The sequence below is a fragment of the Paraburkholderia bannensis NBRC 103871 genome (genome assembly GCF_000685015.1).
Lineage (GTDB): Bacteria > Pseudomonadota > Gammaproteobacteria > Burkholderiales > Burkholderiaceae > Paraburkholderia > Paraburkholderia bannensis.
On the sequence record NZ_BAYA01000032.1, the window covers coordinates 65,482 to 86,851 of the forward strand.

20 protein-coding genes and 1 tRNA gene are annotated in these 21,370 nt (G+C 64.0%); 15 read left to right on the plus strand and 6 right to left on the minus strand.

Annotated features, from left to right (window positions below; translation table 11 throughout):
• Positions 1-211 precede the first annotated feature (211 nt).
• The 3 genes from BBA01S_RS32585 to BBA01S_RS32595 all read left to right on the plus strand — a co-directional run bounded on the left by BBA01S_RS32585 (position 212) and on the right by BBA01S_RS32595 (position 4,085).
• Positions 212-1,792 (plus strand): methyl-accepting chemotaxis protein, encoded by a 1,581-nt coding sequence (locus tag BBA01S_RS32585; RefSeq protein WP_027820093.1) that lies wholly within the window; start codon positions 212-214, stop codon positions 1,790-1,792.
• Positions 1,793-1,879: 87 nt separating this feature from the next.
• The gene (locus BBA01S_RS32590; protein WP_027820094.1) at positions 1,880-3,127 is read left to right on the plus strand and encodes a D-amino acid dehydrogenase; all 1,248 of its coding nucleotides are present in this window, start codon (positions 1,880-1,882) and stop codon (positions 3,125-3,127) included.
• Positions 3,128-3,176: 49 nt separating this feature from the next.
• Positions 3,177-4,085, plus strand: a complete 909-nt coding sequence (locus BBA01S_RS32595; RefSeq protein WP_084162694.1) for a glutamate/aspartate ABC transporter substrate-binding protein — start codon at positions 3,177-3,179, stop codon at positions 4,083-4,085.
• Positions 4,086-4,220: 135 nt separating this feature from the next.
• Here BBA01S_RS32595 and BBA01S_RS32600 read toward each other — a convergent pair.
• Together BBA01S_RS32600 and BBA01S_RS32605 are read right to left on the minus strand one after the other, a co-directional pair.
• Positions 4,221-4,297, minus strand: a tRNA-Val gene (locus BBA01S_RS32600).
• A 102-nt stretch (positions 4,298-4,399) separates the two neighbouring features.
• A complete protein-coding gene (locus tag BBA01S_RS32605; protein ID WP_027820096.1) occupies positions 4,400-5,191 on the minus strand; it encodes a DNA-binding transcriptional regulator in 792 nt (263 codons plus the stop codon).
• Between the two features lie 142 nt (positions 5,192-5,333).
• On the opposite strand from BBA01S_RS32605, the gene BBA01S_RS32610 reads away from it, so the two are divergent.
• The 8 genes from BBA01S_RS32610 to BBA01S_RS32645 all read left to right on the plus strand — a co-directional run bounded on the left by BBA01S_RS32610 (position 5,334) and on the right by BBA01S_RS32645 (position 15,156).
• Positions 5,334-7,169: a bifunctional 3-(3-hydroxy-phenyl)propionate/3-hydroxycinnamic acid hydroxylase gene (locus tag BBA01S_RS32610; protein ID WP_027820097.1), complete on the plus strand. Its 1,836-nt coding sequence runs from the start codon at positions 5,334-5,336 to the stop codon at positions 7,167-7,169.
• 38 nt (positions 7,170-7,207) lie between these two features.
• The gene (locus tag BBA01S_RS32615) at positions 7,208-8,155 is read left to right on the plus strand and encodes a 3-carboxyethylcatechol 2,3-dioxygenase (RefSeq protein ID WP_027820098.1); all 948 of its coding nucleotides are present in this window, start codon (positions 7,208-7,210) and stop codon (positions 8,153-8,155) included.
• A 24-nt stretch (positions 8,156-8,179) separates the two neighbouring features.
• On the plus strand, positions 8,180-8,968 hold the full coding sequence (gene mhpD / locus BBA01S_RS32620; RefSeq protein ID WP_027820099.1) for a 2-keto-4-pentenoate hydratase: 789 nt from the start codon (positions 8,180-8,182) through the stop codon (positions 8,966-8,968).
• 13 nt (positions 8,969-8,981) lie between these two features.
• Positions 8,982-9,932 (plus strand): acetaldehyde dehydrogenase (acetylating), encoded by a 951-nt coding sequence (locus BBA01S_RS32625; protein ID WP_027820100.1) that lies wholly within the window; start codon positions 8,982-8,984, stop codon positions 9,930-9,932.
• A gap of 4 nt (positions 9,933-9,936) precedes the next feature.
• Entirely contained in the window at positions 9,937-10,962 is a 1,026-nt protein-coding gene (gene dmpG / locus BBA01S_RS32630; RefSeq protein WP_027820101.1) for a 4-hydroxy-2-oxovalerate aldolase, read from the plus strand.
• 115 nt (positions 10,963-11,077) lie between these two features.
• Entirely contained in the window at positions 11,078-12,316 is a 1,239-nt protein-coding gene (mhpT, locus tag BBA01S_RS32635; RefSeq protein ID WP_042298292.1) for a 3-(3-hydroxy-phenyl)propionate transporter MhpT, read from the plus strand.
• A 99-nt stretch (positions 12,317-12,415) separates the two neighbouring features.
• Positions 12,416-13,300, plus strand: coding sequence for an alpha/beta fold hydrolase (locus tag BBA01S_RS32640; RefSeq protein ID WP_027820103.1), 885 nt, complete (start codon positions 12,416-12,418; stop codon positions 13,298-13,300).
• Positions 13,301-13,443: 143 nt separating this feature from the next.
• Positions 13,444-15,156, plus strand: a complete 1,713-nt coding sequence (locus tag BBA01S_RS32645) for a dihydroxyacetone kinase family protein (protein ID WP_027820104.1) — start codon at positions 13,444-13,446, stop codon at positions 15,154-15,156.
• 66 nt (positions 15,157-15,222) lie between these two features.
• Here BBA01S_RS32645 and BBA01S_RS32650 read toward each other — a convergent pair whose 3' ends face one another.
• Together BBA01S_RS32650 and BBA01S_RS32655 are read right to left on the minus strand one after the other, a co-directional pair.
• Entirely contained in the window at positions 15,223-15,714 is a 492-nt protein-coding gene (locus BBA01S_RS32650) for a DUF4410 domain-containing protein (protein WP_027820105.1), read from the minus strand.
• A 327-nt stretch (positions 15,715-16,041) separates the two neighbouring features.
• Positions 16,042-17,442: a GntP family permease gene (locus BBA01S_RS32655; RefSeq protein WP_027820106.1), complete on the minus strand. Its 1,401-nt coding sequence runs from the start codon at positions 17,440-17,442 to the stop codon at positions 16,042-16,044.
• Positions 17,443-17,645: 203 nt separating this feature from the next.
• Here BBA01S_RS32655 and BBA01S_RS32660 point away from each other — a divergent pair, with 203 nt between their 5' ends.
• The gene (locus BBA01S_RS32660; protein WP_042298301.1) at positions 17,646-18,206 is read left to right on the plus strand and encodes a BON domain-containing protein; all 561 of its coding nucleotides are present in this window, start codon (positions 17,646-17,648) and stop codon (positions 18,204-18,206) included.
• A gap of 119 nt (positions 18,207-18,325) precedes the next feature.
• A complete protein-coding gene (locus BBA01S_RS32665) occupies positions 18,326-18,613 on the plus strand; it encodes a hypothetical protein (protein WP_027820108.1) in 288 nt (95 codons plus the stop codon).
• Between the two features lie 27 nt (positions 18,614-18,640).
• On the opposite strand, the gene BBA01S_RS32670 is transcribed toward BBA01S_RS32665, so the two are convergent.
• Positions 18,641-19,843, minus strand: a complete 1,203-nt coding sequence (locus tag BBA01S_RS32670) for a helix-turn-helix transcriptional regulator (RefSeq protein WP_167336067.1) — start codon at positions 19,841-19,843, stop codon at positions 18,641-18,643.
• 425 nt (positions 19,844-20,268) lie between these two features.
• Between BBA01S_RS32670 and BBA01S_RS46205 the strand changes: the two genes are divergently transcribed.
• Complete coding sequence (locus BBA01S_RS46205) at positions 20,269-20,496, plus strand: hypothetical protein (protein ID WP_084162690.1); 228 nt, start codon at positions 20,269-20,271, stop codon at positions 20,494-20,496.
• 140 nt (positions 20,497-20,636) lie between these two features.
• The gene (locus tag BBA01S_RS32675; protein ID WP_027820110.1) at positions 20,637-20,936 is read left to right on the plus strand and encodes an H-NS histone family protein; all 300 of its coding nucleotides are present in this window, start codon (positions 20,637-20,639) and stop codon (positions 20,934-20,936) included.
• Here BBA01S_RS32675 and BBA01S_RS32680 read toward each other — a convergent pair.
• On the minus strand, positions 20,926-21,231 hold the full coding sequence (locus BBA01S_RS32680; RefSeq protein WP_027820111.1) for a hypothetical protein: 306 nt from the start codon (positions 21,229-21,231) through the stop codon (positions 20,926-20,928). The genes BBA01S_RS32675 and BBA01S_RS32680 overlap by 11 nt on opposite strands.
• Between the last annotated feature and the right edge of the window lie 139 nt (positions 21,232-21,370).

The window sequence follows — 21,370 nt, forward strand, 5'->3', positions numbered from 1 at the left end:
CGATAGCACGAAACGCATAACGGCCTGGCGGGCTACCCGCGCCGCCCTCATGGATATCCCCTATGCGGTTTTGCGGCGTACCTGCCGATAGGACGTGTCGAAGAGCACAAATGCGCAACATAAAGAAGTACAGAACTGACGCAACAAGTGACGCAAATCAGCGACGCCCCCCAGAGCGATCGCGGACAAATACGCCAGGAGACCGGACTACATGCTCAGGAACATCACGATTCGCGGAGGGCTCACCCTCGTCATCGGCATCTTCGTCGCCTTTTTGCTGGTCGTGATCGGCGTGGCCTACGGCGCGCTGAAGCTGACCAACGAGAGCCTGCTCGACACCCAGCGCACCGCGCAGTCGCTCGCCGTGCTCAAGACCAGTTCCGAGCGGCTCCTGCAGGTGCGCCTCGCACTGGGCGGCTACGAGACGCTGTTCAGCGTCGGCAAGTCGACCGAAGGGATGCTCGACCAGGCGCACAAGATCCTCGTCGATTCGAACAAGGACTTCGCGAGCTACAGCGCCGGCCCGTTCGCCGATAACGACGAGGCGCGCCTCGCGCAGGCCGTCGCGCAGGCGCGCACGGCGCTCGTCGAACAGGCGCTCGAACCCGAGTACAAGGCGCTGGTCGACAACGACTTCAACACCTTCCGCACGATCCAGGGCGAGACCGCCGACCGTTACTACAGCACCTACGCAAAGGCCATCGACGCGCTGGAGGACTGGCAGGGCGAGCGCGAGAAACACGACGCGCAAACGGCGGCGACGCGCTTTCGTCTCTCGCTGGTCGTGTTCGGCGTGATCGGCGCGGTGGGCGTGGCGATTGGCGTGATCGCGCGCAGCGGCCTGGCGGCAGCGGTCGTCAAGCCCATCGATACGGCGATTCGCCACTTCCAGCGCATCGCCGCCGGCGACCTGACCGTGGACGTGCGCGTGCGCTCGAACAACGAGATGGGCCAATTGCTGGGCGCGCTGGCGCAGATGCGCGAAGCGCTGATCGGCACCGTCGCGCGCGTGCGCGGCAGCACCCAGGAAATCACGCTCGGCGCCAACCAGATCGCGGCGGGCAATGTCGATCTGTCGAGCCGCACGTCGCAGCAGGCGGCCGCGCTGCAGGAAACGGCCGCGAGTCTCGAACAGCTTTCGGCGGCGGTGCGCCAGAACACGGCGGGCGCGCAGGAGGCGAGCGGTCTCGCGCAAGGCGCGCTCAGCACTGTGTCGCGCGGCGCCGATGTGGTCGCGCGCGTGAACGAGACGATGAGCGATATCTCGTCGTCGTCGCGCAAGGTCGAGGAGATCACCGGCATCATCGAAGGCATCGCGTTCCAGACCAATATCCTCGCGCTCAACGCGGCGGTCGAGGCCGCGCGCGCGGGCGAGGAAGGGCGTGGCTTCGCGGTGGTGGCGCAGGAGGTGCGCAGCCTCGCGCAGCGCTCGGGCACGGCGGCCAAGGAGATCAAGGAACTGATCGCGGCGTCGGTGGCGACGGTGGGCACGGGCGCGCGGCTCGTCGAGGAGGCGCGCCACACCATGGGCGAGGCGCGCGACGCCGTCGCACGCGTGAGCCACATCATGGGTGAGATCACGGCGGCGACGCACGAGCAGAGCGACGGCATCGAGCAGGTCAATCGCGCCGTTGCGCAGATCGACGAGGTCACGCAGCGCAACGCGGCGCTCGTGGAAGAGGCGGCGGCTTCGGCGCAGTCGCTGGAGTCGCAGGCCGATGCGCTGCGCGAGGCGGTTTCGGTGTTCCACCTCGGCGAAACCGCCCGTATGAATGCGCTCGCCTTAACCTGAGGTTATGCCCCCCGTCCGATTCGCAATTGAGTTCCTTTTTTTGCCCGGCGAGACTGCAGGGAACATAGCAATCGGAACTGACGGGATATGCGAATTTGCGTGCTGGGCGGCGGGGTGATCGGAGTCACGACCGCGTATTTTCTTGCCCGCGACGGTCATCAGGTCACGCTCGTCGAGCGTCACGCGGACGTGGCGCAGGAGACCAGCCACGCCAACGGCGGGCAACTGAGCTACAACTATGTGGCGCCGCTGGCCGACCCGTCGGTGCTGCCGAAGTTGCCGCAATGGCTCTTTTCGCGCGACGCTGCGCTGCGGTTCGTGCCGCGTCTCGATCCGCGTCAATGGCACTGGTGCGCGGCTTTCCTGCGCGCCTGCACGCGCGCGCGTAGTCGCGCCACCACGGCGGAGCTGCTCGGGCTGGGGTTCCTGAGCCAGCGCCTGCTGCACGATATCGTTGCGCGAGAAACCATTGATTTCGACTACGTGCACAACGGCAAGCTCGTGGTGTTTCGCGACCGTGACGGCTTCGAGGGCGCGCGCCGCCAGGCCGACTATCAGGCTCAACTGGGTTGCGAGCAGCATGCGCTCGACGGCGCTGCGTGCGTCGCGCTTGAACCGGCGCTTGCGCATATCGGCGGCGCGATTGCGGGCGGCATTCACACGCCGGGCGAAGAGGCGGGCGATTGCGATAGCTTTACGCGCGGCCTTGCGCGGGCGGCGCAACGTGACGGCGTAGACCTGCGCGTCGCGACGGAATTTTCCGGACTGCGAACGAAAGGGCGTGAAGTCGAAGCCGCAATAACGTCGGCGGGCGAGATCGAGGCCGATGCGTTTGTCGTCTGCCTCGGCATGCAGAGCCAGCCTTTGCTGAACTCGCTCGGTGTGCGCGTGCCCATGTATCCGCTGAAGGGCTACAGCCTCACGCTGGCGGGCGCCCATGCGCGTGGCGCGCCGCGCCTCTCCGTCACGGACGCGCATCACAAGGTGGTCTATGCGCCCCTCGGCGAGCGCCTGCGCATTGCGGGCATGGTCGATCTCACGGGCATGAGCGCACATGCGGATCAGGCGCGCATTGCGTTGCTCACGCGCCAGGCGCGCGAGACCTTTCCCGAGGCAGGCGATTACGGCGCGGCGCAAACGTGGACTGGCATGCGCCCGGCCACGCCGGATAGCAAGCCGCTGATCGGCGCGACGCAGTTTCGCAATCTCTGGATGAACACGGGGCACGGCGCGCTGGGTTTTACGCTGGCCTGTGGCAGCGCGCAGTTGCTAACCGATCTTGTGGCGCAGCGCGCGTTGCCGCTCAATGGCGATGCATTCGCGCCAAATCGTTGAACGTTCTTTTGTCACCGCATTTCTCACAACACGCTGGGAGTCACGCACGATGAACACAATCAAAACGATCACGGCGCTCGCGCTGGGCTTCGCCACGATAGCCACGATGGCGAGCACAGCGCGTGCGGACGAACTCACAGGCACGCTCAAGAAAGTGCATGACAGCGGGGTGATTTCGCTCGGCACGCGGGAATCGTCGATTCCGTTTTCGTATTACGACCAGAACCAGAACGTGATTGGCTATTCGCAGGAGATTGCGCTCAGGATCGTCGATGCGGTCAAGCAAAAGACCAATACGCCCAACCTCAGGGTCAAGACGATTCCGATTACCTCGCAAAATCGCATTCCGCTCGTGCAGAACGGCACCATCGACCTCGAATGCGGTTCGACCACCAATACGTTCGAGCGCCAGAACCAGGCGGCTTTCTCGAACAGCATCTTTCTGTACGGCATCCGCTTCATCACGCGCAAGGATTCGGGTGTGAAGGATTTCCCCGATCTCGCGGGCAAGACCGTGGCGACCACGGCGGGCACATCGGATGAACGCATGCTGCGCAAGATGAACGAAGAGAAGCACATGAACATGACGATCATCAGCGCAAAAGATCACGCCGAATCGTTTCTCAACGTGACGACGGGGCGCGCGGTGGCCTTCGTGATGGACGAGCCGCTGCTCTACGGCGAGCGCGCGAAAGCGAAGAATCCGCAGGATTATGTGGTGACCGGCGTGCCGCCTGTTTCGGAAAACTACGCCTGCATGTTGCGGCGTGACGATCCGCAGTTCAAGGCGCTCGTCGATGAAACGGTCGCGAAGATGCAGACCTCGGGCGAAATGGCGAAGCTCTACACGAAGTGGTTCACGCAGCCGATTCCGCCGAGCGGCATGAATCTCGACTATCCGCTTTCGCAGCAGATGAAAGACCTGTTCGCGCATCCGAACGACAAGGCGCTCGACTGATGCAAGGCTTCGCGTAGCAACGCGATCCGGACATTCGGAAATTCTGGAAAGCCAAAAGAAAATGCCGCATTCCTGTGAAGGAGTGCGGCATTGTCATTGCGCAGCGAACTGAGCCGCGCGGTACTGCATATTCGTTGGTAGGCTCGATTGGATTCGAACCAACGACCCCCACCATGTCAAGGTGGTGCTCTAACCAACTGAGCTACGAGCCTGTTGAGAGCGCGAATTATAGAGAGGCTCCCGCAGCCTTGCAAGCCCTTTTCGCAAATTGTTGAAAAAAGTTTTGGCGAGGGGTTTTCGGGAGCCCGTGACGCCTAGCGCTCCGCGGCCTCCAGCGCCGCTTCCATCTCCTGCGCCGCGCGCTGCAATTCGGGCACGAAGCGGCGCACGGCTTCGGCGGGATGAATGGCCTGCTCCAGATAGATCACGTTAAGGCTCGCGATCACGCGTCCATGCGCGCCGATCGCCACTGCGAGCGCGCCGATCTTGCGCTGGTCGGCCCAGTCGCCGTGATTCGAGCCGAAGCCGTCGGCCAGCGTCTGCCGCACGAGATTGCGCACGAAAGCCGGATCCGCGGCCAGTTTCTGCTGCTGCTCGCCGCCCGCGCCCGTGCGCAGCATGTCGAGAATGTCTTCGCGCTGCGCCTCGGGGCAACTCGCGAAATAGGCGCGACCCGCCGCCGTGAGCAGCATCGGCAGGCGGCGGCCCACCATCGCGCGGTGAAACGAGAGCGGACTGAAGCGATGCGTGGTCTCGCGAATGATCATCGCTTCGCCATCGGGCGTCGTGAGATCGGACGGCCACACGACGCGCTGCATCATCTGGCCCATGATGGGCGGCGCAATCGTGGCGATGAGTTCGTCGTCCGTGAAGCCTTCGCTTAGCGCGCGCACATTCATCGTCAGGCGAAAGCTGTCGTCCGACGCGCTACGCCGCACCAGGTTTTCTTCCACCAGTGTCTCCAGCAAACGCCGCACCGTCGTGCGATGCAGGCCCGTGGCTTCGCTCAGTTGCTGGCTCGTCGCGCGGCCGTTTTCCATCGCGTTGAGGGCCCGCAGCACTTGCAGGCCGCGTGCGAGACCGCGCACGTTTGCATACGTCGTCATCAAAAAATCTCTTTTAAATCAATTGTGTGCATTCTATGCACATTTCTCTCAAATTGTTGAGCGCGTGTCGCGGCGACTCTAGACTCGCTTTCATGCCTTGCATGAGATCGCCCCGAACAAGGGCGACTGACACGGAGACAACATGAACACCCCTCCCGCCGCAGCGGACGCTGTACGCCTGCGCCAGCGCGCCACCGACGTCGCCATCATCGGCGCAGGCCCCGTCGGCCTGATGATCGCCAATATCCTCGGATTGCAGGGCGTGCGCGTCACGCTCATCGAAAAGCTCGAACAGATTATCGACTATCCGCGTGCAATTGGTTTGGATGACGAAGCATTGCGCGTGTTCCAGTCGATAGGACTCGCCGACGCGCTGCTGCCGCACACCACGCCCGATCACTGGATGCGCTTCGTCACGAAGGACGGTCATTGCTTCGCGTCCATCGAGCCGCGCACCGACGAATTCGGCTGGCCGCGCCGCAATGCCTTTATCCAGCCGCTCGCCGATCGCGTGCTCTATGAAGGCCTCGCGCGCTTCGAGCATGTGGACGTGTTGCTGGGCACCAGCGTGAATGGTTTCGCGCAGGACGCGCAGGGCGTGTCGATCGACGTGACCGACGCACACGGCGAGCGCCGCACGATCCGTGCGGCGTATATGGTGGGCGCGGACGGCGGCAATAGTTTCGTGCGCCGCGCGCTCAACGTGCCTTTCGAAGGCCGCACAAAGCCGAATCAATGGATCGTGGTGGACGTGCGCAACGATCCGATTGGCTCGCCGCATATCTATATGCATTGCGACCACGAGCGCCCGTACGTGTCGGCGGCGCTGCCGCATGGGATTCGCCGCTTCGAATTCATGGTGATGCCCGGCGAGACCGAAGAAGAACTCTCGAAGCCTGAAAACCTGGCCGCGCTGATCCGCAAGGTGGTCGCGGATCCGGACAAGGTCGACTACATCCGCAAGCGCGTCTATACGCACAACGCGCGCCTTGCCGAGACCTTCCGCGTCGACCGCGTCCTGCTGGCAGGCGACGCCGCGCACATCATGCCGGTGTGGCAGGGCCAGGGCTACAACAGCGGGATTCGCGACGCGAACAACCTGGGCTGGAAGCTCGCGATGGTCGCAAAGGGGCTGGCCGATGGCCGCCTGCTCGACACCTATACCGTCGAACGTCGCGCCCATGCGCGCTCGATGATTCACCTCTCCGAAGTCGCAGGCGATATCTTCGCGCCCAACACGCGATTCGGTGCCCGTTTTCGCGATGCTTTCGTGAAGTCGATGAACGTGTTTCCCGCAGTGAAACGCTATTTCGTGGAGATGCGTTTCAAGCCGATGCCGCGTTACGAAGCGGGCGTCGTGCTGCTGCCGCCGCCGCAGCGAACCGGTGGCTGGCTTGCGCGCGTGCTCGAACGCTCGGGCAATTCCGCGCCGGGACGCCTGCTGGGCCTGATGAGCCAGAAGCGCGATTCGCTGCTCGGGCGCCTGGCTTATGGGCGCGATCCGCTTGCGGCCTCGCCGGTGGGGCGCATGTTTATCCAGCCGCGCGTGCGCTTGAGCGATGGCCGCGTCGTGCGTCTGGACGATGCGATCGGCAACGGCTTTGCCGTGCTCGCCTGGGGCGCGGATCCGACCTTCGGCCTCACGCCGCAGGCGCGTGCGTTGTGGGAGCGGCTGGGCGCGCGCTTTGTCCTTGCGAAGCCCGACGTGCAACTCGATTACACCGATGACGTGCCTGAAGGCGTGCTCGCGCTCGGCGACGTGCAAGGACGCCTGAAAGACTGGTTCAGCCGCTTGCCGGAATCGGTCGTGCTGCTGCGCCCGGATCGCTTCGTCGCGGGCGTGTGCTCGCCGCAAGAAGTCTCGGACGCCATCGTCGAACTCGCGGGCAAGCTCGGCATGACCGATCTGGCCGTGCGCGAGGCGGTTGAACAACTTCGTCCCGCGCGCGCAAACGTCGCCGTCGCGCACGCGGCATGAACAGCATGAGCAGCAGGAGCCGCACCTTGAACACCCGCATGCCGATTCACCTCGAATGCCTCTCGCACACGCCGCTGCACGGCTACTTCGATCCGCACCCTGACGTGGTGGCCGAAGTCGAACGCGTGGGCCGCGCAGCGCGCGCTCGCGTCGAGGCATTCCAGCCCGACCTGATCGTTGCGTTCGCACCCGATCACTTCAACGGCTTCTTTTACGACGTGATGCCGCCGTTCTGCATTGGCGCAAGAGCGCAGGCGATTGGCGACTTCAAGAGTCTTGCGGGCACGCTGCCGGTGCCGGAAGACCTGGCTTACGCGCTCGCGCAAAGCGTGCTCGACGCCGATATCGACGTGGCGCTCTCGTATCGCATGCAGGTCGATCACGGCTGCGCGCAGGCGCTCGAAGTGCTGACCGGCGGGCTCGACCGTTATCCGGTGATTCCGGTCTTCATCAATTCGGTTGCGCCGCCCATGGCGACGCTGCGCCGCGCGCGCTTGCTGGGCGATGCGATTGGGCGCTTCATGACGCGTACCGGCAAGCGTGTCCTCGTGGTGGGGTCGGGCGGCATTTCGCACGAACCGCCAGTGCCGGAACTGTTCGACGCGACGCCCGAAATTGCGGAGCGTTTGATCGCAGGCCGCAACCCGTCCGAGGAATCGCGCAATGCTCGCCAGGCGCGCACGGTCGCCGCGGCGCGAGCCTTCACGCAGGGCGACAGCCATTTGCATCCCCTGAATCCCGAATGGGATCGTGCGTTTCTCGAACGGCTCGCCTCGGGTGAATTGACCGCTGTGGATGGCATGACGAATGCCGCCATCACGCGCGATGGCGGCAAGTCGGCGCATGAAATCCGCACGTGGGTGGCCGCATTCGGTGCGCTCGCTGCGTGCGGCCCGTATCGCGCATCGCTCGACTACTACCGCGCGATTCCCGAGTGGATCGCCGGTTTCGCCGCCATGCACGCAACGCCCGCGCACGCGGCCTGAACGATATCGAACCAGGAGAATGCCATGACCGATCCGAAACTCATCGCGACGCTGGCCGCGCGTCTGCGCGAAGCCGAGGCCTCGCGTGCCGTGATCGCACCGGTGCGCGGAGACATCGCCATTGACGATATCGCCACCGCTTACGCCGTGCAGCAGGCCAACGTCGATCTGCGCGTGCGCAACGGCGAGCGCATCGTGGGCCGCAAGATCGGCCTCACGTCGCTCGCGGTGCAACAGCAACTGGGCGTCGACCAGCCCGATTTTGGCGCGCTGTTTGCATCGATGGCCTACGGCGACGGCGAACCGATTCCGCTTTCGCAACTGATCCAGCCGAAAGTGGAAGCGGAGATCGCGCTCGTGCTCGAACGCGATCTCACGCAGGACAAGCACACCTTCGTCGATATCCTGCGCGCGAGTGCGTATGCACTGGCGGCCGTCGAAATCGTCGATAGCCGCATCCAGAACTGGGATATCCGCTTCGTCGATACGGTCGCCGACAACGCATCGAGCGCGCGCTTTGTCGTGGGCAGCCGTCCGGTGCCGCTCTCGCAGATCGATCTCAGCGCCTGCGCGATGACGCTGACGCGCGACAACGAAGTGCTTTCGCGCGGCAACGGCGCCGCGTGTCTTGGCAATCCGCTCAATGCGGCCGTGTGGCTCGCAGACCGCATGGCGCAACTCTGCACGCCGTTGCGCGCCGGCGACGTGGTGCTCACGGGCGCGCTGGGGCCCATGGTCGCCGTGAAGGAACCCGGCACCTATACCGCGCAGATCGACGGCCTCGGCAGCGTTCGCGCGACTTTCACCGCCTGAAACAGGACTTCAAATGGCTTGCGAAAAACTCAAGGCTGCGATCATCGGCTCCGGCAATATCGGCACGGACTTGATGATCAAGATAATGCGTCACAGCCAGCATCTGGAAATGGCGGCGATGGTCGGCATCGATCCGAACTCCGACGGCCTCGCACGCGCCGCGCGCCTGGGCGTCGCGACCACGCACGAAGGCGTGGAAGGGCTCACGCGCCTGCCCGTATTCAACGATATCGATTTCGTGTTCGACGCGACGTCGGCGGGCGCGCACGTGAAAAACGATGCGCTGCTGCGCAAGCTGAAACCGTCGATTCGCGTGATCGATTTGACGCCTGCCGCGATTGGGCCGTATTGCGTGCCGGTCGTGAACCTCGACGCCCATATCGACGCGCCCAATGTGAACATGGTCACGTGCGGCGGCCAGGCGACGATCCCGATGGTGGCGGCAGTCTCGCGCGTGGCGAAGGTGCACTACGCGGAAATCGTCGCGTCGATCAGCAGCAAATCGGCGGGGCCGGGCACGCGCGCCAATATCGACGAATTCACCGAAACCACGTCGAAAGCGATTGAAGTCGTTGGCGGCGCGGCGAAGGGCAAGGCGATCATCGTGCTGAATCCGGCTGAGCCGCCGGTCATGATGCGCGACACGGTTTATACGCTTTCTGACATGGCGGATAAGGACGCAATCGAAAAATCGATCGAAGAAACCGTCGCGAAGGTGCATGCGTATGTGCCGGGTTATCGCCTGAAACAAAAGGTTCAATTCGATGAAATTCCCGCGCACGCGCCTTTGACTATTCCGGGACTCGGCAAATTCAGCGGCCTGAAGACTTCGGTGTTTCTCGAAGTGGAAGGCGCCGCGCATTACCTGCCCGCGTACGCAGGCAATCTCGACATCATGACTTCAGCCGCGCTCGCCACCGCCGAGCGCATGGCGCAGACGCTCTTGAGCGTCCAGGGAGCGTAAAGCGATGAGCAAGAAACTCTATATCTCCGATGTGACGCTGCGCGACGGCAGCCACGCAATTCGTCATCAGTATTCGATTCAGAACGTGCAGGACATCGCACGCGCACTGGACAAGGCGAAAGTCGATTCCATCGAAGTCGCGCACGGCGACGGCCTGCAAGGTTCGAGCTTCAACTACGGCTTTGGCGCGCATAGCGATCTCGAATGGATCGAAGCCGTTGCGGACGTGGTGAAGCACGCGCAGATCGCTACGCTGCTGCTGCCTGGCATCGGCACGATTCACGATTTGAAGGCTGCCTACGATGCGGGCGCGCGCATCGTGCGTGTCGCGACCCATTGCACCGAAGCCGATATTTCGAAGCAGCACATCGAATACGCGCGCGAACTCGGCATGGACACGGTCGGCTTCCTGATGATGAGCCATATGACCACTCCGCAGAATCTCGCCATCGAAGCGAAGAAGATGGAAAGCTACGGCGCGACCTGCATTTACGTGGTCGATTCGGGCGGCGCGCTGACGATGAACGACGTGCGCGATCGATTCCGCGCCGTAAAAAGCGTGCTCAAACCGGAAACGCAAACCGGCATGCACGCGCACCACAACCTCTCGCTGGGCGTGGCGAATTCGCTCGTCGCCGTGGAAGAAGGTTGTGACCGCATCGATGCGTCGCTCGCGGGCATGGGTGCGGGTGCGGGCAATGCGCCGCTTGAAGTCTTTATCGCCGCCGCCGAGCGCATGGGCTGGAATCACGGCACCGATCTCTACACGCTGATGGACGCCGCCGACGACATCGTGCGCCCGTTGCAGGATCGCCCGGTGCGCGTAGACCGCGAAACGCTCGCGCTTGGTTATGCGGGCGTCTATTCGAGCTTCCTGCGCCACTCTGAAGTGGCCGCGAAGAAATACGGCCTGAAAGCCGTGGATATTCTTGTCGAACTCGGCAAGCGCCGGATGGTGGGCGGCCAGGAAGACATGATCGTCGATGTCGCGCTCGACCTGAAACAGCGCGCCGAAACAGCATCGCAGTAACAATGCACGCCCCGCCTCGCATTGCGCGATGCGGGGCGTTGCTACGTAGTACCGGCAATACAAACGATTAGCCGCCATCAAGAGCGGCTGACACCCAACATTGGAGACTTTTCAAATGACGTCACGAATCCGTGGTGCTGGAAGCAGCAACAAGGCGACGATTGGCTTGTGCCTCGCTATCGCCTTGCTCGAAGGGCTCGACCTGCAATCGGCGGGCGTGGCCGGGCCGCGCATGGCGAAGGAGTTCTCGCTCGCCGTCGCGCAGATGGGCTGGGCGTTCAGCGCGGGCGCGATTGGCCTGTTGCCGGGCGCGGCGCTGGGCGGGCGGCTGGCCGACCGCTACGGGCGCAAGCGCGTGCTGATGGCATCGGTCACGCTGTTCGGCCTGTTTTCGCTCGCGACCACGCTGGTCTGGAACTTCGAAAGCCTGCTGGTCGCGCGGCTGCTGACGGGCCTGGGTCTGGGCGCGGCCATGCCCAATCTCATCGCACTGTGCTCCGAAGCCGCAGGCCCGCAGCAGCGCAGCACGGCGGTGGGCGCCATGTATTGCGGCATGCCGTTCGGCGCGGCCATCGCGGCGTTGATCGGCATGCTGGGCGCGAGCCCGACAAGCTGGCGCGATGTGTTCTACGTCGGCGGCCTGGGGCCCATCGTGATGGTGCCGTTGCTTGGCGTGTTCCTGCGCGAGTCGCATCAATTCGTGGCGGCGCGGGCAGCAAAGGGCGCACGTGAGAGCGTGCCCGGCGTGAGCGAAGCGCTGTGGCGTCATGGCCGCGCGCGCACCACGCTCGCGCTGTGGATCAGCTATCTCGGCACGCTGGTCGTGCTGTATTTCCTGATGAACTGGCTGCCTTCGATGGTGCTGTCGCGCGGCCTCACACGCGTGCAATCGAACATCGTGCTGATGATGTTCAACATCGGCGGCGGCATCGGAGCCGTTGCGATCGCAACGATCATGGATCGCTTTGGCCGCCGTCGTACCGTGATCGGCATGTATGCGGGTATCGCGCTGGCGCTGGCCGCGTTGGCGAGTGCGGGCGGCGCGGTATCGATGGCATGCGGCGGCCTGTTGTGCGGCCTCTTCCTGGTGGGCGGCCAGTCGGTGCTCTACGCGCTCGCGGGCCACGCATATCCCACAGAAGTGCGCGGCACGGGCGTGGGCGCGGCGGTGGCCGTGGGTCGGCTGGGCTCGATTCTCGGGCCCCTCGTGGCGGGGCAGTTGTTCGCGCTGGGGCAGAGTTCATCGGTGCTGGTGGCGTCGAGCATTCCGCTGTGCGTGATCGCGGCGCTCGCGGCGTTGACGGTGGTGGGCGGCTTCGCGCGGCGCGGCGCAACCGGCGCGCAAGGCGTCTGACGTGAAGTATTGAAGCGGAATTTTGAAGCGAATTTTTGGCGGAGCAGGCAAGCGCCTGCTCCATGACGGATGAGCGGGTTTTACTGCAAGGACATGATGATGAACGCGACGGCAAACACGATCACGGAAGCCTCCACGAGCCAGTTTGCGCAAGTGAAGGACGGCGAACTCGAATTTCGGATTCACTACAACGACACCGGCGCGGGCGCAGCCAATGCCAACGGCGAAACTGTCGTCATGCTGCACGGCTCGGGGCCGGGCGCGAGCGGCTGGGCCAACTTCAATCGCAACGTCGAGCCGCTCGTCGCAGCGGGTTATCGCGTGATCCTGATGGACTGCCCGGGCTGGAGCAAGAGCGATCCGGTTGTTTGCACGACCTCGCGTTCGGAACTGAATGGGCGTGTGCTCAAGGGCCTGCTCGACGTGCTCGATATCGAACGCGTGCATATTCTCGGCAACTCGATGGGCGGACATAGTGCGGTGGCGTTTGCGCTTGCGAACCCGCAGCGTGTCGGCAAGCTCGTGCTGATGGGCGGCGGCACGGGCGGCCCGAGCAATTTCGTGCCGATGCCGACCGAAGGCATCAAGCTGCTGCAAGGCCTCTATCGCGAGCCGACCATCGAGAACCTCAAGCGCATGATGAACGTGTTCGTCTATGACGCGAGCGCATTGACGGAAGACCTGATGCAGGCGCGGCTCGATAACATGCTCGCGCGTCGCGATCATCTGGAGAACTTCGTAAAGAGCCTCGCGGCGAACCCGAAGCAGTTCACCGACTACGGCCCGCGCCTTGGCGAAATCGCCGCGCCCGCGCTCGTGATCTGGGGGCGCGACGACCGTTTCGTGCCGATGGATATTGGCCTGCGTCTGCTGGCAGGCATGCAGAACGCGCAACTGCATGTGTTCAATCGTTGCGGCCACTGGGCGCAGTGGGAACATGCGCAGGCGTTCAATCGCATGGTGCTCGACTTCCTGCAGCATTGATGACGACGTGGCGCGCGCGGGCGGACACCATCGCGCGCCACCCGGATGAGCGGCGTACACTGAACATTCCCTCGAACGCGCTATGCATGCGGCATGCGCGGATTCGATGGCCGGCATGTTCAACCGCATCCACCGGGAACGTCATGAAGAAACTGGTCAATCAACCGTCCGACGTCGTGCGCGAAATGCTCGAAGGCATTGCGCTGCAGGATCCTCATGTCGTCATCCTCGGCGATGAAAACGTGCTGGTGCGCCGCGATATCCCCGAGCCGCTGTCGCGCCCCGTCGCGCTGATTTCGGGCGGCGGCAGCGGCCACGAACCGGCGCATGGCGGATACGTCGGGGCGGGCATGCTGAGCGCCGCCGTGTGCGGCGAGGTGTTCACGTCACCGCCAACCGACGCTGTGCTCGCCGCGATCCGCGCGACGGCAGGCCCGAAGGGCGCACTCCTGATCGTCAAGAACTACACCGGCGACCGACTGAACTTCGGCCTTGCCGCCGAACTCGCGCGCGCGCAGGGCATTCCCGTCGAAGTCGTGACCGTGGCCGACGATGTCGCGCTGAGTGCTCACGCCGAAAAACACCAGCGTCGCGGCATCGCGGGCACCGTGCTGATCCACAAGATCGCGGGCGCGGCGGCTGCGCGCGGCGCGTCGCTCGACGTGGTGGCGGCGACCGCGCGCGACGCGGCGGCGAACCTGGGCACGATGGGCGTGGCGCTCGATGGCTGCACGCTGCCGGGCGTGGCGCAAGCGAGCTTCACGCTCGCCGACGACGAGATCGAACTTGGCCTCGGCATTCATGGCGAAAAGGGCGTGGAGCGCAGTGCGCCTCTTCCCGCCGACGCGCTTGCCGAAACGCTGCTCGTGAACGTTCTCGACGACCTGGCGATTACGCGCGGCGAACGCGTGGTGTTGCTTGTCAACGGCCTGGGCGCGACGCCGCAAATGGAGCTCGATATCGTGCTGCGGGCGGCTTACACAAGCCTGCGCCGCCGCGAGGTCTGCGTCGAGCGCGCCTGGGCGGGGACGTTGTTATCGGCGCTCAACATGCCGGGTTGTTCGATATCGCTCATGCGGGTCGACGACAGCCGGCTTGCGTTGCTCGATGCGGCAACCGGGGCGCACGCATGGCCCGGAAAAGGCTGCATCAATCCGACAATCCGCCTGGATGTCTCGTCTTCTCCTGTTCATGAGGAATCCGTATCGAAGCCGTTGGATGATGCGCGTGCCGCGTGGGCGGCGCGGGTCAAGTCGGCGCTGGATGACGTTGCGCATGCGTTGGTGCACAACGAGGCGCGCTTGACCGAGCTTGACGCGCTGGCAGGCGACGGCGACCTGGGCGCGAGCATGCATCGTGCGGCCGATGCGGCTGCGGCGTTGACGGTGGATGCGCTGGGCACTGCGCCACAGGCGCTGGCTGCGCTGGGCGCGAGCTTGCGGCGCGCGATTGCGGGAAGTTCGGGGCCGTTCTACGCGACTGCGTTGTTGCGCGCCTCGCGCGTACTCGCCGATGCTCCCGAGCCGACGCCGCAGCAATGGGCCCGCGCGTGGCGCGGCGCCATCGAGGCGATCAGCGAACTAGGCGGCGCGAAGGCCGGCGATCGCACGATGCTCGACGCACTGGTGCCTGCGGTGGAGGCGTTCGAAGAAGCGCTGAAGAATGGGCAGGCGTCGCAGCAGGCATTGGGCGCTGCCGTCGCTGCCGCCGAACACGGCGCACAGGCCACGGCTCATATGCACCCGCGGGTGGGGCGCGCGAGTTATCTGGGCAAGCGTGCAATCGGATCGCCGGATGGCGGCGCGGTGGCGGTGGCGTGCTGGCTGGCGGCGCTCAAGCCGCATGTGGCGAAGTAGCCTGCATCCCCGGATCTTGTTGGCGTTTTAGAAAAGACGCGGGTAGTGCGCCCGCGTCCTTGTGGCTTAGTTTGCCGAAGGCAGACCGGCCATCTTCGCCAGGCCATTGGCCAGCTGAACGCCGACATTGCCTGCAACGTCGTTGATGCCGTTCACGACAGTGATTGCCGAATCTTCGATCACGAACACCGGCTCGCCAACGGTGACCTGCGCGCGGATGTGGTCGTTGCCCGCAAGTGCGCCCACGAGCCAGCGCGCCGCCGTCGAGCGTGCGCGGTATTCGTCGATCGTCACCGTCACGGGCGTGCCGCCGTCGACGACCTTCAGGCCGTCTTTCGCGGCTTGTTCATTGAAGGCCTTGAGCAGGGCGTCCTGGACTTCCGGCGTGATTTCGTGACCGTTTGCGGCGATGGTCGGCGTTGCGACGCCTGCGGCCAGGCTGGTTTTCACCGGAGCGCTGGTGGTCGACGTGGTGTTCATGGTGGGTTGCGTCGATGCACAGCCTGCGAGCAGCGCGACGACCAGGGCGGTCGACGCGAGTCGGGAATTGCGAAGCATGTTTGACTCGTCTTGAAGTTTTTATGGGACGTCCGATGGCTCTGGTCTCGGGGTACCGGACGGTGGCGAGTTAGTCGCGCACAATGGTTTATCGGTTTATTTAATCAAAGCTTTAGGCTTTGCGATTGCACAATCGAATTAAATGTAAAAAGCATCATCGATAAAGGAAGTCGAGCGCTTTGGTTGAGCGCAGGAAAGCCCTTTATTCATGCAGGATTGTGCAAACCGATGCGCCCGTTGCGGGCGTGAGGAAGGAAGGTAATTAGAGAGCCGCAATATGCACGAGGCTTTGTGTTTTGCCTCGTGCATATTCACACCGCATACCGATTAAACCAGACCCGTCGTGTAGTAAACCGCGATCACAAAGAACACCGCAAGCGTCTTGATGACCGTCACCGCAAAAATGTCGCGATACGACTCGCGGTGCGTCAGCCCGGTCACGGCCAGCAGCGTAATCACCGCGCCGTTGTGCGGCAGCGTATCCATGCCGCCGCTGGCCATCGCCACCACGCGATGCAGCACGTCCAGCGGAATACCCGCCGCCTGCGCGCCCTTGATAAACGTATCGGACATGGCGGCCAGCGCGATACTCATGCCGCCCGACGCCGACCCCGTAATCCCCGCGAGCGAGCTTACCGAAATCGCCGCATTCACCAGCGGATTCGGGATCGCCTTGAGCGCATTGCTCACGACGATAAAACCCGGCAGCGCCGCGATCACGCCACCGAAGCCATATTCTGAAGCCGTATTGAGCGACGCCAGCAGCGCGCCCGCGACAGCGGCCTTCGTGCCGGTGGCAAAACGCTCCTTCACGCGCGAGAACGCCGTAATCACGACAAACAGGATACCCAGCAGCAACGCGCCTTCGACCGACCAGATCGCCACGACCTGCTTGACCGTCGTGGTCACGGGCGTATGGACGCCAGGCAGCACATCCGGCGTGACGGTATAGGTATCGCCATACCACTGCGGAATCCAGCGCGTGAGAAAGAAGTTCGCCACGCCCACCAGCACGAGCGGCGCGATCGCCAGCAGCGGATTCGGCAGATGATCGGTCTTCACGTGCTCGGGTTCGTTCACGAGCGACGTGCCGTAGCCTTCGCCCTTGGCCATCGCGCTGCGGCGACGCCATTCCAGATACGTGAGGCCGACCGCGATGATGAACAGCGAGCCGATGATGCCAAGCGCCGGCGCGGCCCAGGCCGTGGTTTTAAAGAACGTCGTCGGGATGATGTTCTGGATCTGCGGCGTGCCGGGCAGCGAATCCATCGTGAACGAGAACGCGCCGAGCGCAATCGCGCCAGGCATCAGCCGCTTGGGGATGTCGCTCTGGCGATAGAGTTCGGCGGCGAACGGATAGACCGCGAACACCACCACGAACAGCGACACGCCGCCGTACGTGAGCAGCGCGCAAACGGCCACGATCACGGCATTGGCGCGCGAACTGCCGATATAGCGGATCGCGGCGGCGACGATCGCCTCCGAAAATCCCGATAGTTCGATGACCTTGCCAAATACCGCGCCAAGCAGGAACACGGGGAAGTAAAGCTTCACGAAGCCCACCATCTTTTCCATGAAAATGCCGGAAAAGACCGGTGCGACCGCGGCGGGATCGGTGAGCAGAACGGCGGCCAGAGCCGCCACGGGAGCGAACAGAATCACGCTGTAGCCGCGATAGGCGGCAAGCATGAGAAACGCTAGAGCGGCTAGAACAATGATGAACGACATGGAGTCTCCTGCAGGGCGTGTTGCACTTCGTCGATGCACTTCTGGATTGCGCCTTCTTTTTGTACTGCGTGGCCCACGTTCGATGCATGGTGCGCCGCAGCGATTGTACCGAAACGGTTCAGGAAGGCTTCGTTATTGCGGCGCGCGCCGCGCGGCCCTATCGTGTCGGGATCGGTGACGGGATCGGCATTTGGGAGACAGCCATGCGCGAGCACAGGACGATCCGGCGGCGGGCCGCGAGGGCGTGCAGCGCCAGCGCGATCGGCGTGGCGATTTTTGTGACGTTTTCAGCCGCGGCGATGGCGCAGGCGCAGGCATCGTCGAGCGATCCCAACGAAGTGCGCAACTGGTACAACGACCCGTTTTTCGCGCTGTCGAGCGCGGTGAAGGCGTGCGTGCAGCCGCTCGGCCCGCGCATGACCAAGGCCGAAGCCGACGACGACGCCCACTACCGCGTCGAGCGCGGCACGACCTGCTGGCTCGCGCACAAGTGTTCGAAGCCGAATTCCTATCTCTACGACGCCGATATCGCCCAGGCGATCCGCACGCGCTTCAAGGGCGACGCGAGCCTCGCGGGGACGAGTCTGTGGATCACGGTGCAGCGGCGTTTCGTGTATGCGGAGGGGTGCGCGGGCGCGCATTTCGACAGCGCGGCGCTGGAGCGGCGCCTGTCCGCCATCGCCAATGTCGAGCAGGTGTTCGTACGCGTGAGCGCCGATCCGCACGCGCCGCCGCCTTACAAAACGATGCCGCCATCGCATTGATGGCATCGAGCGGCGTGCGGCGGCGCTGGGGCCGCCAATGCGCGCCGCATGGCGCTCAGGCGTCACGCGGCATGGCACAATCGCACCGTCGAAAAACTAGAACGCCCCCGGGGTACTCCATGACTCGTTTCATCTCGCGCTCGTTGTCCCGTTCTTCCCTTCGCAGGCTGCCGCTGGCGGCGGGCGCCCTTGCGATGCTTGCGGCGCTGTCCGCGTGCAGCAGCGGCCCGCCGCTGTTCCTCTCCGATGGGCGTCCGACGATCCAGGTGCAGTGCCCGGCGGGCGGCGACCGCGATTCGTGCGTGCAACAGGCGCGCGTGCGCTGCGACAGCACGGGTTATGACACCGTCGATACCAGCACGACCGGCGATACCTTCACGCTCGTGTTCGCCTGCAAGGCGAAATAAGGCTTCCGGGTTGCCGCGCGGCACGCGTCAATGCGGGTCGACGCCTGGCCTGCCGCGCGCGGGCAGGTTCATCAGCAGGCGCAGCAGGTCGGGCTGCCGCCGCGTGGCGGTCTTCAGGTAGATCGACTGTAGTTGCTTGCGCACCGTGTCGTACTGGACGCTCACGCGCGTGGCGATTTCCTTCGGCGTGAAGCCGTCCACCAGCAGGTGCACGATCCGGCATTCGGCGGGGGAGAGATCGAACGCCGTCGACAGTACCTGCTCGTCCACCGCGGGCGCCGAGCGCGGGTGATAGAACGTGAGCGCCGCCATGGCGCGCAGATCGGCCGTCGAGGCCTCGCCCGGCGTCACCACGTTGTAGAACGCGTAAAGCACTTCCGGAGCGGCGGGCAGCGTCGATTCGGCGTCATCGCCCGCGCGTGGTGCGCTCCCGGCACGCTCGGCTGCGCTCACGATGCGCAGCGCCCGCAGCCGCGCCGCCGCGGCTCGCGCGCCGCTCACGTGGTTCTTCAGGCGCGCCTCGCTGATCGCCACATCCTCCAGAAAACGCGCCTGGTACGGCGCGGCGAGCGCGATGCGCTTGCTGCGCACGCGCACGAGCGAGGTGGCCCGCAGCAGGCGCTGCGCGGGTTCGTTGCTGTTCAGCACTTCGCCCATCGCGCTGACCAGCATCGCGGGCGGGCGCGCCTGGCCTGCGAGCGTATCGGCGTCAGGCAGCAGGCGGCGCAGGCTCAGGCGCATCGCGCGGATCAGGTGGGGCGTCAGGCGTTCGAGCAAGGCGCGCCCGGCTTCCGGCAGCGGCCCGTCGGCTTCGTTGCGGCGGCAGGCGATCATCGCCGTGAGCGTGCCGCTGTCGATCAACTTGCACAGCGAAACGAAGCGCGCCGCGCCCGCGAGCAGGCAGGGCTCGAACACGGCCTGGCCCTGGCTGTGGCCGGCATCGGTGCAGCAATAGAGCCACTTGCCCGGAGCGCAGGCGCGCAGCCATTCGAGGCGGGCGTCGTCGCGATATAGCGAGGGGATGAATTCGAGCGGCTCGGTTTCCATCAGCGTGAAACCGTCGGCCCAGGAGAACAGTTCGCGCTGGCGGTCGAACGCGCTCAACTGAATCGAGGCAACGCCGAGCGCTTCGCGCAACTGGCCGCAAAAATCCTTCCAGGCCGCGGGTCGTTCGAGCGTGGCGTAAATGCCGTGCAACAGGCAATCGTATTCCGATTCATTCGATTTCACGCCGACCCCGTTTTCAAACCCGCCGCGAAGACCCGGCCGCATAAAATGCGTGTCGCATATTCCTTGCACAACTGTGGAATATACAGCCGTTTTGGCCGCCGTTAATCTTCTATTTGTCTGATAACTCATTATCGTCAGACTGGACGAGTCGCTCTTTGCTTTCCGTGCGTTAGGCAACGGATCGGTCGTCACTGCCGTTTTAATCTCGGCTGGAGAGGCTGGTGAAAATCGCCTCGCCAGGAAGTTTGCAGAGAAAAATCACCGCGATGGCAACGTAATGAAACGGTCGCAATTTTGCAATCCGTCGGGACAAGGGGCATGCGCCGATTTAATCTTTTTTCGTCGCGCGGCATTGAATACGCCGGCGCCACTTTGATTTTGTTAAATGGCGTCTTTCTGAAGCTGGATGAATCCCGGGGCAAGGCATGAATCATCATCAACTTGAAAAGGATATTGAGCATCTTGAGCAGGTCATTGCAAGACTCTCCGGCGTTGACCGCATTCCTCTTTCTTACTGGCGCGGCCGCGTCGCTTCGGTTTGCGGCGCCGACCTGGTGCCGTCGCAGCAGCAGCGCGTCCAGCGTCTTTCCGAGGCGCTATGCGCTCTGGAGCGGCGTGCAAAAGGCTGTCCAGCTCGCGAAACCGTTCGTTAGCGAACACACGGCTTCAAATTTCGCGTGTAAGAAATGGCAATAACTTGATGAAAATAAGCGAAAAAGATGTTTAATTTGTCACTATCGCGCGCGAGAAGGGCCACAATAGCCGTCTGTGTCCCTCCTGGAGATCTCTATTCATGCCGAGCTATAAGCAACTGACCGCCCAACTCGAAAAGCTGCACAAGGAAGTTGCCGCGGCACGCGAAAAGGAAGTCGAGCAGGCGATCGCCGAAATCAAGGAAAAGATCGCGGAATACGACATCACGGCGGAAGAGCTCGGCTTCACGAGCGCGGGCGCCGCTGCTACGCGCAAGAAGACGCCGCTGCCGGCGCGCTACGCGAACCCCAAGACCGGCGAAACCTGGAGCGGCCGTGGCCGCGCCCCGTCGTGGCTGGCGGGCGTGAAGAACCGCGATCGCTTCCTGATCAATCAATGAGGACGCACAGGCTCCCGTAAGTTCTCACCTTCAGGCGGCGCGCGGTGTTCTGGACGCGCCGCCGCTGGCCCGCCGCCGCGCCACCGTGGCGCCGGGCCGCCTCGCCGAACGGCGGCCGTCCGTGGCGCCAGTGACTCGCAAGTCCATGAACTAAAAAGATTTCTTCTGCAAGCTGCGATTGCGCGCCGTCACGGCGCTGGCCGCGCGCCGCGAGATTGGCGCAGCGCCTTGCCGCCGCGGCCTCCTGCTTGTGGCCCCGTACGGCCTCTCTCCCGTAAAAGCTCACCTTCAGCATTCGCCTGTCGTGCAACGCTTCGCGCCCTGGTGCAGCGAACTCTTAGTCGTGGGCGGTAATGCCGTGTATCATTCGTCCCCGGCGCCTTCCTGCTGCGGACGTCGGTCGCGTTTTTCTGACCGATCGTGCTAATCGCCTC

What these genes read in the sequence shown, in the direction of transcription:
- BBA01S_RS32610 (WP_027820097.1), top strand. Translation starts at nt 5,334, where the DNA reads ATGAACACCCCTCCCGCCGCAGCGGACGCTGTACGCCTGCGCCAGCGC.
- BBA01S_RS32640 (WP_027820103.1), top strand. Translation starts at nt 12,416, where the DNA reads ATGAACGCGACGGCAAACACGATCACGGAAGCCTCCACGAGCCAGTTT.
- BBA01S_RS46205 (WP_084162690.1), top strand. Translation starts at nt 20,269, where the DNA reads ATGAATCATCATCAACTTGAAAAGGATATTGAGCATCTTGAGCAGGTC.
- BBA01S_RS32585 (WP_027820093.1), top strand. Translation starts at nt 212, where the DNA reads ATGCTCAGGAACATCACGATTCGCGGAGGGCTCACCCTCGTCATCGGC.
- BBA01S_RS32650 (WP_027820105.1), bottom strand. Translation starts at nt 15,714, where the DNA reads ATGCTTCGCAATTCCCGACTCGCGTCGACCGCCCTGGTCGTCGCGCTG.
- dmpG (WP_027820101.1), top strand. Translation starts at nt 9,937, where the DNA reads ATGAGCAAGAAACTCTATATCTCCGATGTGACGCTGCGCGACGGCAGC.
- BBA01S_RS32675 (WP_027820110.1), top strand. Translation starts at nt 20,637, where the DNA reads ATGCCGAGCTATAAGCAACTGACCGCCCAACTCGAAAAGCTGCACAAG.
- BBA01S_RS32605 (WP_027820096.1), bottom strand. Translation starts at nt 5,191, where the DNA reads ATGACGACGTATGCAAACGTGCGCGGTCTCGCACGCGGCCTGCAAGTG.
- BBA01S_RS32615 (WP_027820098.1), top strand. Translation starts at nt 7,208, where the DNA reads ATGCCGATTCACCTCGAATGCCTCTCGCACACGCCGCTGCACGGCTAC.
- BBA01S_RS32655 (WP_027820106.1), bottom strand. Translation starts at nt 17,442, where the DNA reads ATGTCGTTCATCATTGTTCTAGCCGCTCTAGCGTTTCTCATGCTTGCC.
- BBA01S_RS32680 (WP_027820111.1), bottom strand. Translation starts at nt 21,231, where the DNA reads ATGCTGAAGGTGAGCTTTTACGGGAGAGAGGCCGTACGGGGCCACAAG.
- BBA01S_RS32645 (WP_027820104.1), top strand. Translation starts at nt 13,444, where the DNA reads ATGAAGAAACTGGTCAATCAACCGTCCGACGTCGTGCGCGAAATGCTC.
- BBA01S_RS32665 (WP_027820108.1), top strand. Translation starts at nt 18,326, where the DNA reads ATGACTCGTTTCATCTCGCGCTCGTTGTCCCGTTCTTCCCTTCGCAGG.
- mhpD (WP_027820099.1), top strand. Translation starts at nt 8,180, where the DNA reads ATGACCGATCCGAAACTCATCGCGACGCTGGCCGCGCGTCTGCGCGAA.
- mhpT (WP_042298292.1), top strand. Translation starts at nt 11,078, where the DNA reads ATGACGTCACGAATCCGTGGTGCTGGAAGCAGCAACAAGGCGACGATT.
- BBA01S_RS32590 (WP_027820094.1), top strand. Translation starts at nt 1,880, where the DNA reads ATGCGAATTTGCGTGCTGGGCGGCGGGGTGATCGGAGTCACGACCGCG.
- BBA01S_RS32660 (WP_042298301.1), top strand. Translation starts at nt 17,646, where the DNA reads ATGCGCGAGCACAGGACGATCCGGCGGCGGGCCGCGAGGGCGTGCAGC.
- BBA01S_RS32595 (WP_084162694.1), top strand. Translation starts at nt 3,177, where the DNA reads ATGAACACAATCAAAACGATCACGGCGCTCGCGCTGGGCTTCGCCACG.
- BBA01S_RS32625 (WP_027820100.1), top strand. Translation starts at nt 8,982, where the DNA reads ATGGCTTGCGAAAAACTCAAGGCTGCGATCATCGGCTCCGGCAATATC.